The organism is Caldinitratiruptor microaerophilus, from assembly GCF_025999835.1.
GTDB lineage: Bacteria > Bacillota > Sulfobacillia > Symbiobacteriales > ZC4RG38 > Caldinitratiruptor > Caldinitratiruptor microaerophilus.
Genome location: NZ_AP025628.1, coordinates 118,056 through 130,996 on the forward strand (window position 1 = coordinate 118,056; position 12,941 = coordinate 130,996).

General features: G+C 68.0%; 15 protein-coding genes. 11 read left to right on the plus strand and 4 right to left on the minus strand.

Features of this window, described 5'->3' with window-relative positions:
• Positions 1-3: 3 nt before the first annotated feature.
• From caldi_RS00580 to caldi_RS00590, 3 genes are all read right to left on the minus strand, one after another.
• A complete protein-coding gene (locus caldi_RS00580; RefSeq protein WP_264843138.1) occupies positions 4-873 on the minus strand; it encodes a hypothetical protein in 870 nt (289 codons plus the stop codon).
• Between the two features lie 357 nt (positions 874-1,230).
• On the minus strand, positions 1,231-1,446 hold the full coding sequence (locus caldi_RS00585) for a hypothetical protein (protein WP_264843139.1): 216 nt from the start codon (positions 1,444-1,446) through the stop codon (positions 1,231-1,233).
• A 240-nt stretch (positions 1,447-1,686) separates the two neighbouring features.
• A complete protein-coding gene (locus tag caldi_RS00590; protein WP_264843140.1) occupies positions 1,687-2,271 on the minus strand; it encodes a 2-oxoacid:acceptor oxidoreductase family protein in 585 nt (194 codons plus the stop codon).
• A gap of 404 nt (positions 2,272-2,675) precedes the next feature.
• Between caldi_RS00590 and caldi_RS00595 the strand changes: the two genes are divergently transcribed.
• Positions 2,676-3,737, plus strand: a complete 1,062-nt coding sequence (locus tag caldi_RS00595; protein WP_264843141.1) for a sensor histidine kinase — start codon at positions 2,676-2,678, stop codon at positions 3,735-3,737.
• Here caldi_RS00595 and caldi_RS00600 read toward each other — a convergent pair.
• Positions 3,734-4,024 carry a DUF4257 domain-containing protein gene (locus caldi_RS00600; RefSeq protein WP_264843142.1) on the minus strand — a complete coding sequence of 97 codons (291 nt, stop codon included), beginning with the start codon at positions 4,022-4,024 and terminating at the stop codon, positions 3,734-3,736. The genes caldi_RS00595 and caldi_RS00600 overlap by 4 nt on opposite strands.
• A 158-nt stretch (positions 4,025-4,182) precedes the next feature.
• On the opposite strand from caldi_RS00600, the gene caldi_RS00605 reads away from it, so the two are divergent.
• The 10 genes from caldi_RS00605 (at position 4,183) to caldi_RS00650 (ending at position 12,801) form a co-directional block, all read left to right on the plus strand.
• Positions 4,183-4,533, plus strand: a complete 351-nt coding sequence (locus tag caldi_RS00605; protein WP_264843143.1) for a Na-translocating system protein MpsC family protein — start codon at positions 4,183-4,185, stop codon at positions 4,531-4,533.
• A 206-nt stretch (positions 4,534-4,739) separates the two neighbouring features.
• Positions 4,740-5,873 carry an ABC transporter substrate-binding protein gene (locus caldi_RS00610; RefSeq protein WP_264843144.1) on the plus strand — a complete coding sequence of 378 codons (1,134 nt, stop codon included), beginning with the start codon at positions 4,740-4,742 and terminating at the stop codon, positions 5,871-5,873.
• A 43-nt stretch (positions 5,874-5,916) separates the two neighbouring features.
• A complete protein-coding gene (locus tag caldi_RS00615) occupies positions 5,917-6,936 on the plus strand; it encodes a Nif3-like dinuclear metal center hexameric protein (protein ID WP_264843145.1) in 1,020 nt (339 codons plus the stop codon).
• A gap of 220 nt (positions 6,937-7,156) precedes the next feature.
• Positions 7,157-8,302, plus strand: a complete 1,146-nt coding sequence (locus caldi_RS00620) for a 2-oxoacid:acceptor oxidoreductase subunit alpha (protein ID WP_319951782.1) — start codon at positions 7,157-7,159, stop codon at positions 8,300-8,302.
• A gap of 14 nt (positions 8,303-8,316) precedes the next feature.
• Complete coding sequence (locus caldi_RS00625; protein WP_264843146.1) at positions 8,317-8,919, plus strand: 2-oxoacid:acceptor oxidoreductase family protein; 603 nt, start codon at positions 8,317-8,319, stop codon at positions 8,917-8,919.
• Positions 8,916-9,218 carry a 4Fe-4S binding protein gene (locus caldi_RS00630; RefSeq protein ID WP_264843147.1) on the plus strand — a complete coding sequence of 101 codons (303 nt, stop codon included), beginning with the start codon at positions 8,916-8,918 and terminating at the stop codon, positions 9,216-9,218. The genes caldi_RS00625 and caldi_RS00630 overlap by 4 nt, the downstream gene beginning before the upstream one ends.
• Before the next feature lie 50 nt (positions 9,219-9,268).
• Positions 9,269-10,090 carry a thiamine pyrophosphate-dependent enzyme gene (locus tag caldi_RS00635; RefSeq protein WP_264843148.1) on the plus strand — a complete coding sequence of 274 codons (822 nt, stop codon included), beginning with the start codon at positions 9,269-9,271 and terminating at the stop codon, positions 10,088-10,090.
• Position 10,091: 1 nt separating this feature from the next.
• A complete protein-coding gene (locus caldi_RS00640) occupies positions 10,092-11,393 on the plus strand; it encodes an FAD-dependent oxidoreductase (RefSeq protein ID WP_264843149.1) in 1,302 nt (433 codons plus the stop codon).
• 220 nt (positions 11,394-11,613) lie between these two features.
• Positions 11,614-12,051, plus strand: a complete 438-nt coding sequence (locus tag caldi_RS00645) for a DUF6917 domain-containing protein (RefSeq protein WP_264843150.1) — start codon at positions 11,614-11,616, stop codon at positions 12,049-12,051.
• Positions 12,052-12,081: 30 nt separating this feature from the next.
• Positions 12,082-12,801 carry an FCD domain-containing protein gene (locus caldi_RS00650; RefSeq protein WP_264843151.1) on the plus strand — a complete coding sequence of 240 codons (720 nt, stop codon included), beginning with the start codon at positions 12,082-12,084 and terminating at the stop codon, positions 12,799-12,801.
• Positions 12,802-12,941: the final 140 nt, after the last annotated feature.

The following is a 12,941-nucleotide window of genomic DNA, read 5'->3' on the forward strand; positions in this document are numbered from 1 at the left end:
ACCTCACCTCCTGCCCACCTGCGTGGGGATCCGGTGCCGCGCCACGAGGCGCCGGATCACCGCCTCCGGCAGGTCGAGCTCGTGGGACCGGGCGTTGGGGTAAAGGTTCAGTGAGGTGGAGCCGGCGAGGAAACCCTCCAGGTGCATGAGGGCCCTGCGAAGGTCCTCCACCGCTGCCCTGGACACCCCCGGTCTTTTCGGCCGCAGCCCTTGGAGCAAGTGGATCGCAGGCATGTACTGTTCCCGCAGTTCCCCGTTGAAATGGGAGCGCTTGATCTCGAGGGCGGCGATGTGCGGAGTGAGGACCGTCCACGGGTCGTCCTCGGTCACCACGGCCTCCTCACCCCTCGCCTCCAGCCGCTCGTAGAGCCGCCGTGCAGCCTCCCGGGCTCCCTGGCGGAGCTCGTCGATCTGAAGTTCCTTCTCGTTGAGGTACCGGACCAGGTCCAGGATCCGGCCGAACGCCTCGCGGTACGTCACCGGCCAACCGGCACCCGTCACCCGGGCCTGCCATTCAGTCAGGTATTCGCGGAGCTGGCGTGAAAGCTCCTCGTAACGGGTCATCTCCGAGGGCGGGGCTGGGGCCTCCAGCCCCGACTTCAGGGCCAGACCGAGCAACCACAAGGTCCGTACAGCACGTGCCGTCAGCTCCAGCGGGGCCGGGCGCAGGTTCTCGTCGAGCACCATGCTGCCGGTGGGCCACAGGTCGCTGAGATGGTAAATGAACACGCGGAATCGGGCACCGCTGCCGTCCTGGAACCAGGGTACACACGTGACCACCTGTTCGAGGGCACGCTTGCGGCTGAGCACGGGTGGCTCCCACGGGGGGTCGACGCCCGGGCGGAAGCAGACCGCCAACACCGAGCCGCTCATGGCGCCGTCCGGGTGGATGCGGGGGCAACGGACCGCCCCGGTCCAGGGTTCGTGGCCACCTGGGCGCGGACCGGTGCCGGCGGGGACCACAACATGAGCAGGATCCAGGGGGACAGCGAGGCCGTTAGGAAGAATCGGACCAGACCTCGCACCCATGGCCGTTGCGGGTTGTGTCCAGTCATTCCCGTCTCACCTCGACCGCGATAACGGACACCGGTGCTGTCTCGTTCGGCGCCTGGCGGAAAAACTTGGAGCCGCACACGGTCGCCCAGACAGAAACCAGCGCCGGCGAACCGGCGCTGGCTGTGCGTTCGTTCTCCCTTGTCCGCTGTCCGAGGGGTTTCGCAAACCGCAGGCCTAGATCTGCGGTCCCTTGTATCCCGGGGGCAGCATGAGAGCGATGAGGGCAGTGGCGAGCAACATCACGATGGCCCCGACCCAGAACTGAGTGCGGAGGGCAGCCCACAGCTCGCTGCGCCGGCGCCAGACGGTGAACAGGAGGGCCAGCGCGAAGAGGACCAGCGTGAAACCGGCCGGCCAGGTGATGTTGCGGGGGAAACCGAGCATGCCCAACCGTCGTCCCCCCTTTCCGGGCGAACACCGCGTGACAATCACGTTCATAAGGATACAGGAAGTCCTGCGCGGACGTCCACACCCGGACCGCCGCGATGCCGCACCGCCACGAGGTGGCCCGCACCGCCGCGATGCATCGCCGCGGCCCGCCGCGCCCGGGAAGAACCGGCGAAACCGGACCACGGGGTCCGGTTTCGCCGCTGCAACCTCTCTATGCGCTGAGAAATGCGCCGAACTCGCTCAGAACTGCACCCGCCGGTATCCTTCCGACAGCGCACGGGTGGCCGCCACCGCGGCATAGGGCCACAGCCGGTCGTAGGCGATCCATGTCACGGTACCGAGGATGTCCGGGTCGATGAAGCCGGTGGCGCGGGCGAGCGCCCCCAGCAGCGCTGCTGCCGGCTCCGCGCCGGTCTCGTCGCTGATGCCCTCGGCGTCCACGGTGGCGGTGGTTCCGCCGAACCAGCGCAGGCCTCGCCTGACCGCATGCGGAGCACGAGGGGTCGCCACCACCAGCGTCCCGTCGGGGTTCAGCGTCCGGCGAAGGTCGGCGCGTGCCAGCAGGGATTCGTCGAGGACCACCAGGAGGTCGGCCCGCCCCGACTCCTCACCGGCGAACCGGAGGGCGCCCCGGCCCCGGCGACCTTGCACGTGCACCACCGGCCGCTCCCGGCTCGCCGTGCAGTCGAGCCCCTGCCGGCGCAGGGTCTCGGCGAGGATGTCGGCCGCCTGGCGGGCACCGCAGCGGTTGTCACCGTCGACGAAGCGAACGGAGAAGTCCCCGACGGGCAAGGGCGAGAGCTGGACTCTGGCCTCGGGCAGCATCGATCGCGGCCTCCTCCGGGCGGATCGCCCTCCGGACATCGCACTTCTCAAGGTCGGATTGTAACGGATGCCACGCGGGCGGTCCCATGGCGGACGGCAAACGGCCGCACGGTGCCGGTGACACGCGCGCCGGGGGCAGAGCCCGGCCACCGGCAGGGGTGGCTGGTGGGTTCGTGCAGTTCAGGGGTCCAGGAACGCGTCTTGCCGCCCTTCTCCGACCATTTGCTGCTTACAAGCCGCTGGTGGGCGTCGGCGGTCACGCGTGTAGTGGTTCCGAAAAGCGGCGCGAATTCAGGATGGTTGCGTTCCTGGCTGGCAGGAACCGGGGGCCCAGGATACGAATTCAAAGGCAAAAACGGCCATGGAGCAACCAGGAAGAGGTCTCCACGAGGGAGCACGACGGCGTGTTGGACACCCAGCCGTTTCTCGAGGCCATTCCCGTCGGGGCGCTCGTCTGGAGTCCATCCAGCGGTGTGCGGCCGAACGCCGCCTTCGCTGCGATGCTCGGCTACGGCCCGGGGGAGCAGGGGCTGCACGCCTCCGCCGAGGCCGTGGCCCGGTACCTGCAGGAGATCCACGGCACACCAGAGCGGTTGGAGGCGCTCCGGCGGGGGGAACAGCGGGAGCCGGTGTACAGCGAGGTGCGGCACCGGAGCGGCAGCTCCGTCCCGGTGGTGGTCATCCCGTCCGTGTGGCCGGGTCCACCGGAGGAGACCGCCCTTCTGGCTCTGGTGGTGGACCTCCGGCCAGGCCTCGATCAGGAACGGAGGGAAAAGATCGCCATCGTGGGGCGATGGGCGGCGGGGGCGGCGCACGACCTCCGCACGCCGATCGCGGCGGTGAAGATGGCGCTGCAGGCGGTAGAGCGTCGCCCTGACCGCGCTCCGGAGCTGATCGCCGAGGCGCTCCGGCAGCTCGCCCGGGTGGACCGGATCATGCAGAACCTTCTCTTCATGGGGAAACCCCAGCTCTCCGAGCTGCAACCGGTGTCGGCCTGGGACCTGCTCCTGGCCGCGGTGGCCGAAGTCCAGGAGCGTGCCGAGGCACAGAACGTCCGGGTGTACTTGCCCGCGCTGCGGGCGGCGGATGGGCCGCCCCCGGTCGTCGTCCACCCGCCCCTCATGCAGCAGGCGTTCACGTACCTGCTCGACAACGCCCTGGATGCCATGGCGGAGGGCGGCATCGTCCTCCTGGACTGGACGGTCCTGGACGGGCGCCTCCGCCTTGACGTGTGCGACAGCGGACCGGGCATCGGCGAAGCCCTGCGCACCCGCGTGTTCGAGGCGTTCTTCTCGACCAAGCCGGAAGGCCTGGGGCTCGGCCTGACGCTCTGCCAGGACATCGTCCAGGCCCATGGGGGCGAGGTGGAGATCGCCCCCGGGCCTGCCGGGGGGCTAAGGGCTTCCGTCATCCTGCCGCTCGCCGGCGACCCGGCTCCGGACCCCGGCGCCGGCGGATCCGACTAACGCCCCATCGCGCGGGGGTTGTAACCCGCCGCCTTCAGGTAGCCGGCGACGCCCGAGCCGCTCAGGACGTGCAGGAGCAGTTCGGGCGTCACGTCCATCCGGGGTCCCATGGTGCCGTACGCGAGCAGCCCCCCGACCGCGCCTGCCAGGATGTCCGAGAGAAACCCCATATACACCCCGTCCCGGCGCAGGCGGGGTAGGTCGAGCGTCCGGTCCTGCACGATGTCAAGCACCAGGCCACCGAGCGCGCCGGTGGCCGCGGCAAGTGCCAGCGGCGACCAGTTCACGTCCGTTGCCACTCCTTCCCGTGTAGGCTGTTTACAGAATATGACCCATCGCTCGGCGGAGTTGCCATACCAGCAGGAGTTCCGGCTCCCACGGAGAATAGGACAGGCGGAATAGTGATACGCTCCTGAATGTGGATGACAGGTCGGGGATCAGGGGGATGCGCCTGGGAGACCTGAAGCAGGAGGTCATGCGAATCAACAACCGGGTCAACCAGGAGGTTTTTGGCACCGGGCTGGTATGGCAGCGCGTCGAGGTGGTCGGTCCCCGCGTCCTCGTGATCCTGGCGGAGAATCGGCGTCTCAAGGCCCTGTCGACTTTGAACGGAGCGGAGGAACTGACTGCCCGGCTAACCGATATCGCTCTCTTGCGCCAGTACAAGGAGCGCCTGCGCCGCCAGCTGGAGGAAGGGCTCGGTGTGTCCGTGCGGGCGGTGCTCAAAGATTACGATGGTGAGGCCCAGCTGGCCGGTACGGTGGTGTTCTTGGACACTAGCTTGACGGTGGAATAGAAGCGCCCGGCGACAATCTCGAGAACAGCTGGTTGGTTGCGGGAGCTCCCTGAGGAGAGCCCAGTGAAACCGCCGGCACTCGTCCCGAAACGGGGGTTTCGACTCCCGAGGCGGGGCGAGTCCGGCGGTTGCTTATTCAGGCAGTTCAAGGGGGTTGGGACACCATGACGAGAGTACCAAGGTGCGCGGTGTGGAGCCTGGTCGCGATGCTTCTCTTGGTGGCAGGCGGGTGTGGGGTGCGCGGTCCGGGTGGAGGGTCGGCAGCCACCGGGGGGCTGCCCGCCGGAGGCCCCGGCGCTGCGTCCGCTCCGAGCCAAGGGGCATCGGCGGGGGTCACGGCTGGCGGTGCCGGGGCTAGTGCTCAAGCAAGCCATACCTCCCTGCCGCCGCTCAGCCCGCCGGCGCGGGTGACCGTCGGCATGAAGGCTGTGCCGTCCGACGCCGGCGCCCTGATCGGGATGGAGAAAGGGTACTACAGGGAACTCGGCATCGAGATCGAGCGGCTGGACTTCAAGACCGGGCAGGACATGATCAACGCCCTGGCCACCGGGCACTTGGACGTGGGCTTCACGGTGACGGCAGCGGGGCTCTTCAACGCCATGAGCCGCAACGTGAAGATGAAGATCGTGGCGGACAAGGGCTACAACATCCCGGGCAAGGGCTACTACCGGCTGGTGCTGCGCAAGGACGTCGCAAGCCAGGTGCGGGATTTCAAGGATTTGAAGGGGAAACGGCTGGCCATCGTGGGGGTCGGATCCCTGGACGAGATCGCGCTCGACCGGATCCTCCGCAAGGGCGGGCTCACCACCCGGAACAACCCTGACATCAAGGTGCTGAGTTCCTTCCCCGACATCGTGGTCGCCTTGGCGAACGGCTCCATCGACGGTGGCATGCTGATCGAGCCGTTCGTCCAGCAGGCGATCCAGAAGGGCGTGGGGGATCCGTGGAAGGACCCCTCGGAATACGAAGATAACGCCCAGATCGCGATCATCGTGTACGGCACGAGCATGATCGAGCGCCCTGACGTGGCAAATCGATTCATGGTCGCGTACTTGCGCTCACTCCGGGATTACAACGACGCGTTCATGAAGAACAAGAACAGGAAGGAGATCGTCGACCTGCTCGCCCGGGTGTCCACCGTCAAGGACGCAGCTCTCATGGACAGCATGCTCCCGGCCGGCCTCAACCCCAATGGTTACGTGCGGATGAAAGGGATCCAGAGCGACATCGATTGGTACGCCGAACGCGGCATGCTTCAGGGTGGTCCTCTGAAGGCGGAGGACGTCGTGGATAATCGATATGTCGAAGAGGCGTTGAAGGTTCTCGGGCGGTACGAGTGAAAGAAAACGCCAGTAAAACTGGACGACACAGGGGTTCATCGCAATGACCAGACCGTACACGACCGTTGCGGACGTGCTGCGGGCCCTCAGCCGTCTCACACGGGGGCGGCTCTTCCAGGGAGAACCTGCGGGGGCGGCGAGGGCTCGCAGCCCTCACGTCGTCTGGAAGTCGTCCGGAATCCCGGGCAAGGAGGTGCTCGAGATCCCCGGGCTCATCGTCGGGAAGCGGGACCGGCCCGTGCGCCGGGTTGCCATGGGCATCACGTTGACGGAGAACGCGATCGAACTGGCGGGCGCCATGAACGTGGATCTTCTGATCTGCCACCACCCGGTGGCCGACGGGGCTTCCGCCGGCGGAGTGCCGCTCAGTCAATACCTGGGGCTGTACGACCTGGCCCTCATCGAGGTGCACGAGGCGTTCCACGGGCTCCATCCGGGAATCCCGTATCTACACGGACTGGACGTCGTCTTCCGCGACACGTCTTTCGGCGGCATCCCCGGGAACGTGGTCGTGGTCGGGGAGCCGTTACCGGAGGTGCGCCGATTGGGCGACATCCCGGCGCGCCTGGAGCGTTTCATGGGCCTGGGACGAGAGGAATCGATCCTCGAGGCGGAACGGGCAGCCGTCGGGACATCGGCGGTGGAGAGCGCTGCCGTCGCCACACGGCCTCGGATCCTCCTGGGCCGTCCGGACGACCCCGTGACGGGCATCATCCAGGTGTTCCCACACTCGGGAACCCGCCCGGAGCACCTGGAGGCCCTGGTCACTCGCTTCCCCTGGTGCAACACCGTCGTGGCGAGCATCAGCCGAGTTCGGGCCGGAGCCCCGCTGGTCGACGCGGCCGCCCGGATGGGCCTCCGCTTCGTACTGGGAAATTCGCACGCCATGGAGGTGTTCGAGAACTGGGTGCCGCTGGCCCACGCACTGGCCGCCCTGTTGCCCGGGTTGGAGTTCCTGATCTGGCAGGAACGGGTGAGCGTGGTGCCGCTGGAGTTCGCAGGATCACCCGACCTGCGTGAGTACGCGGCGGATATCGCCCGGCATCTTCTCGGAGAGGGCTGAGTATTTCGGCGTTTCGACGGTATCTTGCGCTGGGGCGGGCGGGTCGGTATACTCATGCTGAAACGACTTTGGGACGAGGCTTTCTTTTGACCTACCTGCCGCTCATAATTGATGAGCGACTGGTCTCCAGGCGGGCGTTCAGTCAGAACCCCTTGAGGCAGAACCCCGGCGGATACCTTGCCTGTGTTGCGGCGAAGTCAGGGTCCAGGGAGGGAGCGTCGTGCAGGGGAGGCACCACGAGATGGCGGTGGCTGCCCGACGGCTGCTGCAGGGGAACGAAGCTTGTGCGGAAGCGGCCATCGCGGCAGGGTGTCGCTTCTACGCCGGATACCCGATCACCCCCTCGTCCGAGATCGCCGAGTACATGGCGCGCCGGTTGCCTGAGGTCGGCGGCACCTTCATCCAGATGGAAGACGAGATGGCCAGCATCGCCGCCTGCATCGGCGCTTCCCTCGCCGGGGTCCGGGCGATGACCGCAACGAGCGGACCTGGGTTCAGCCTCATGCAGGAGAACCTCGGCTACGCCTGCCTGGCCGAGATTCCGATCGTGGTCGTCGACGTACAGCGGGTGGGGCCCAGCACGGGTATGCCCACGCTGCCGTCTCAAGGTGACGTCATGCAGGCCCGGTGGGGGACCCATGGTGATCACCCCATCGTGGTGCTCGTGCCGGCCTCTGTGGCGGAGTACTACGAGCTCACCGTGAAAGCGTTCCAGATCTCGGAGATCCTGCGGACGCCGGTGGTGCTCTTGGCGGATGAGGTTGTGGCCCACATGCGCGAGGTGGTCTCCGTGCCGGCCGAGGTGACGGTGAAAGAGAGGCCGACCCCCGCCGTGCCGCCGGAGGCATACGTGCCCTATCGGGTGTCGGCGCCGGACGAGGTGCCACCCATGGCACCGCTGGGCAGCGGCTACCGGTTTCACGTCACCGGCCTGTACCACGGCGAGGACGGGTTCCCGACGAACGACCCGCGCGTGGCCGAAGCCCTCATCCGGCGGCTTCACGCGAAAATCGAGGCGAGGCGCGACCTTCTCACCCTGGCGACCCGCCACTATCTGGAGGATGCCGACGTGGCCGTGGTCGCCTACGGCTCACCCGTACGGGCGGCGCTGCGGGCGGTGCGCGAAGCCAGGGCGCTGGGCGTGAGGGCCGGGCTCCTCCAGCTCTCCTGTATCTGGCCCTTCCCCTCGCACCTGGTGCGGGAGCTGGCTCAACAGGTGCGTGCGTTGGCGGTGCCCGAGATGAACCTGGGCCAACTGGTCGGCGAGGTCGAGCGCGCCGCTGCCGGGTTGGTCCCGGTGCGGTCGCTCTCCCGTGTCGGCGGCGAACTGTTCACACCCGACGAGATCCTCCAGGCACTGGTCTGAAAGGGGCGGGCCTGATGGGTGACCGTACGGCCGTGCAAGAGCTTTCCCGTACACAGAGGCGGCGCCACGAGGTGCGCCTGGCGGGTAGTGGCGGCCAGGGCCTGATCCTGGCCGGGATCATCCTGGCCGAGGCCGCCGGGCTCTACGACGGGCTCCACGTCGTCCAGACCCAGGTGTACGGCCCCGAGTCCCGCGGGGGGGCCAGCCGGGCCGACGTGATCATCAGCCCGGACGAGATCGACTACCCGAAGGCGACCACCCCGCAGGCCCTGCTGGTGATGAGCCAGGATGCCTACGACCGCTTTGCCCGTACTCTGGCGCCCGGCGGACTGCTGCTCCATGACTCGAGCATGGTCGAGCACCGATACGTCCTGGGCGAAGGGCGACGCGTCGTGGGCTTGCCCTTCACCCGTGTTGCCCTTGAGGAACTGGGCCGCGCCATCGTGGCGACGATCATGGGTTTGGGGGTGCTGGTAGCCTGGACCGGAGTGGTCACGCCGGGAGCGCTGGAAAAGGCCGTGGCCGGGCGCGTTTCGGGCGGGACCCGTGAGCTGAACCTGATGGCCCTTCGCCGGGGCTTCGACCTGGCACGGCAGGCGCGGGAGGGAACGCTGTGAGCGATACGCTGGCTTGCGCAGGGCACGGGACCGGGATCGTCGACAGGGCGGAGGGGATTCACCGGGTTCGGGAAGACCCGGGGTGGCGCGAGAGCCCCGACACGCCGGAGATCGTCATCAACCGGGGGTACTGCAAGAAGTGCGGGATCTGCATCTCCATCTGCCCGGCGGACGTGTACGCGGCAGGCCCGGATGGCAGCCCGCAGGTGGTGGAACCTGACCGTTGCATCTGGTGTGAACGCTGCGAGATCTATTGCCCCGACTTCGCCATTCAGCTCCTGGGGGACAAGGCCTGGTAGCGAGGTGTCCGCCGGGCCGACGCGAAGGTTCGAGCAGGGGGTTCAGACCCGTGCGCTACCTGGAGACGCAGGCGCTCGTGGCCGAGTACTTTCGGCCCAAGCTCCCCCACATCTGGTGTCCCGGCTGCGCCCACGGCATCATCACCAAGGCCCTGGTCAAGGCCATACAGGAACTCGACCTGGACCGGGACCGGACGGTGGTGGTCTCCGGCATCGGCTGTGCGTCGCGGGCCACGGGCTACCTCGACTTCGGGACCGTCCACGCCACCCACGGCCGGGCCCTGGCCTTTGCCACGGGGATCAAGGCAGCCCGCCCGGACCTGACCGTGATCGTGATCAGCGGCGACGGCGACGCGGCCGCGATCGGCGGAAACCACCTCATCCACGCGGCGCGCCGGAACATCGACCTGACGCTCATCGTGTACCAGAACGGGATTTACGGGATGACCGGGGGACAGTACGCCCCCACGACGGCCCCGGGTCATGTGACGACCACCTCCCCCGGTGGACACGTCGAAAGGGCCTTCGACCTGGCGGCTCTGGCAGCAGCCGCAGGCGCTACCTTCGTGGCCCGCTCCACGGCCTACCACTTCGACCTCACGGTCCAGCTCTTTCAGCGGGCCATCCGCCACCGAGGCTTCAGCTTCGTCGAGGCGATCTCGTCCTGTCCCACGTACGCCGGCCGATTGAACGGGCTCGAGACGGGACTGGACGCTCTCCTCTGGATGCGGAACAACGCCGTGCCCGTCGGCACCGGCCAGGAGGGGGACGGCAGGTTCGAGATCGGCGTCATCCGGGAGTCCGAGGCGCCGGAATGGACGGAGGCTTACCGGCAGCTCAGCGTCAAGGCGCAGGCAGGGAGGAGGGTGTAAGATGGCGCGAGTCGTCGTGGTGGGGGGCGGCTGGGCCGGCTGCGCGGCGGCCCTGGCGGCGGCGAAGGCCGGGGCGGAGGCGGTTCTCGTGGAGAAGACCGACATGCTCCTCGGCACCGGGCTCGTGGGCGGCATCATGAGGAACAACGGGCGGTTCACGGCCACCGAAGAGATGATCGCCATGGGCGCCGGCGAACTCTTCGAGGCCACGGACCGGGTGGCGACCCACCGGGGGATCGACTTCCCGGATCACCGCCACGCCACGCTGTACAACGTCACGCGCATCGAGCCGGAAGTACGGGCGGTGCTCCGGAAGGCGGGGGTCGACGTCCGCCTGCGCACGCGTATCACGGCCGTGCGCATGGAGGGTGAACGGATCCTCGCGGTGGCCTCACGCGGGGGTCCTCCCATCACCGGGGACGTGTTCATCGACACGACCGGCAGCGCCGGACCGCCCGGGAACTGCACGCGGTACGGGGAAGGCTGCGTCATGTGCGTGCTGCGGTGTCCCACCTTCGGAGGACGGGTGGGGCTGGCGGCGCTGTGCGGCGTTCGTGAGCTCCAGGCTGTCAACGCCGCCGGGAAGGTGGGCGCCTACAGCGGCTCGTGCAAGCTCGCCAAGGACTCCCTGGCCCCCGAGATCGTCGCAGAGCTGGAAGAGAAGGGCGTCGTGGTCGTGCCGATCCCTGACCGCCTCCAGGACACGACCAAGCTGGCGCTAAAGGCCTGCCAGCAGTACGCGACCGAAGCGTACGGCGAGAACCTCATTCTGCTGGACACCGGCCACGCCAAGCTGATGGCGCCGTACATGGACCTGGAGAAGCTCCGGGCGGTGCCGGGGTTCGAAGAGGCGCGCTACATCGACCCCTACGCTGGCGGGGTGGCCAACTCGGTGCGTTTTCTCGCCATCGCCCCGCATGATGTGGCCCTCCGGGTCGAGGGGGTGGCCAACCTGTACTGCGCCGGCGAGAAGGCAGGCCCCCTCGTCGGGCACACCGAGGCGATCTGCACCGGCACTCTGGCGGGGCACAACGCCGCTCGCCAGGCGTTCGGACTCGAACCTGTGACGATCCCCGAGACGCTCGCGGTCGGCGACGCGATCGCATACGTCACCCGCCGTCTCGAGGAATCGGGCGGTCTGGGGAAGAAGTACACCTTCTCGGGTTCCGTGTACTTCGAGCGGATGCGCCGGCTGGGCCTCTACACCACCGACGTGGACGCCGTCCGCCGGCGCGTGGAAGCGGCCGGGATGACCGGGTTCTTCGCACGCCCGGTGGCCCGGGCACAGGCGCACGCCGGTTAGCCAGCCGGTGAGCTGGAAGCGGGCGAGAACATTTTTTCTCCGGAACTTGGCGATCGACAGAAGGAATTCGGCGATCTGTGCCGAAAAAGGTTCACCAGCAACCGCTCACCAGTGATGAGTGGATCGGAACAAGCCTCGGGACCTCGGCGCGACGGCCACGTCGGGGTTGGGGAAACGGTACGGTGGCGGCAGGGTTGCCAGGTGGGGTGAGCGAATTCCGATGCCAGACCCGTATGTGGGGGGGCTATTTCGGTCGAGTCCGTACGCCGCGCTGCGGGAGATCACCGGCACCGTGGTGGCCGTATTGGATGCCCGGCTGGCGGGGCGGGGGCTGAACCTGATCGCCCCGATCTCTCGATGCCTTCTGCGGGACGAGATCCACGAGCTGATCCTGACCACGGGGGCGGTCGGGCCGGGAGACCGGGTGGAGGACGTACACTACCTGGCGTTCTTCGAGGTCAGCCAGGGTGGGGTTGCCGTCGTCGGGCAGACCGTCCGGATCGCCGGGTACGAGGTCGGGCGCATCGCGGGGTTCGACGAGACGCACATGCCCAACCACATGAACGTCGTGTTGAGCGGACCCCGGGGGGTCACCGGCGGCGAGCTGGGACTGCAGCCGGGGGACCCTGTGATCATATCCGGCAGGCTGGGGGCCTGACGGAGGGCAGGCAAGGAGCGAACCGAGTCGATGACGCGGAGTAACCCGGAGGACGTCGAGTTCCTGATCCTGGAGTGCCTCGGCCAGGCGGGCAGCCCGCTGGGCTGCGGTGCCGTCGCGGATTACCTGCGCCGCCACGGCCACCCGGTGAGCGAGGCGACGGCAGGCCGGCTGCTACGGGATCTGGATCTGCGGGGCTATACCACCCGCGCCGGATTTCGAGGGCGCTCGCTTACGGAGGTGGGACTGGCTCGGTTGGGCAGCCTGCGGCAGAGCCGCACCCTTTCGAGCTACAGCTCCGAACTGCTTGAAGCGCTGAGCGCTACGCGGGTCGAAGAGGTGATCGACATCCTAGTGGCCCGAAGGGCCGTCGAACGGGAAACCGCCCGCCTGGCAGCGGAGAGGGCCGGCCCGGAGGACGTGGCGGCCCTGGAGGTCATCCTGGACCGGTATGAGAAGGCCGATTCGGCGGCGGCCATGGCGCGGGCCGACATGGAGTTCCACCAGAAGCTCGCCGAGATTGCCGGCAACCGGGTTCTCGAGGCGGCTACCCGCCTGGTTCACGGAGAGGTGGCAACCACCCCGCTGCCGCCGTCCGTCTCCCGGCGGATGCACAGGCGGCTGGCGGAGGAGCACCGCCGGATCCTCGAGTCGATCCGGGCCCGTGACCCGGAAGCGGCCGAGCGGGCCATGGTACGTCACATCGAGGGCATCATGGAGGCGGTGCGGCAGCACGCCGTAGCCCACTGAGCCAATTTCCGGATGCGCGGCCCCGTGTCCCCTTGGTGTGGCCGCTATCGCTCATCATAGATGAGCGAATCCGCCCACCCGACCGCGTCGCTCGGTGCGGGGAGGTGGCGGCAGATGGTGGCAGACGGCGGTAGGGGAGG

Excerpts from the sequence above, each read along its gene's own strand:
- caldi_RS00605 (WP_264843143.1), top strand. The coding sequence starts at position 4,183 with ATGCGCCTGGGAGACCTGAAGCAGGAGGTCATGCGAATCAACAACCGG.
- caldi_RS00625 (WP_264843146.1), top strand. The coding sequence starts at position 8,317 with ATGGGTGACCGTACGGCCGTGCAAGAGCTTTCCCGTACACAGAGGCGG.
- caldi_RS00590 (WP_264843140.1), bottom strand. The coding sequence starts at position 2,271 with ATGCTGCCCGAGGCCAGAGTCCAGCTCTCGCCCTTGCCCGTCGGGGAC.
- caldi_RS00640 (WP_264843149.1), top strand. The coding sequence starts at position 10,092 with ATGGCGCGAGTCGTCGTGGTGGGGGGCGGCTGGGCCGGCTGCGCGGCG.
- caldi_RS00580 (WP_264843138.1), bottom strand. The coding sequence starts at position 873 with ATGAGCGGCTCGGTGTTGGCGGTCTGCTTCCGCCCGGGCGTCGACCCC.
- caldi_RS00615 (WP_264843145.1), top strand. The coding sequence starts at position 5,917 with ATGACCAGACCGTACACGACCGTTGCGGACGTGCTGCGGGCCCTCAGC.
- caldi_RS00645 (WP_264843150.1), top strand. The coding sequence starts at position 11,614 with ATGCCAGACCCGTATGTGGGGGGGCTATTTCGGTCGAGTCCGTACGCC.
- caldi_RS00610 (WP_264843144.1), top strand. The coding sequence starts at position 4,740 with ATGCTTCTCTTGGTGGCAGGCGGGTGTGGGGTGCGCGGTCCGGGTGGA.
- caldi_RS00650 (WP_264843151.1), top strand. The coding sequence starts at position 12,082 with ATGACGCGGAGTAACCCGGAGGACGTCGAGTTCCTGATCCTGGAGTGC.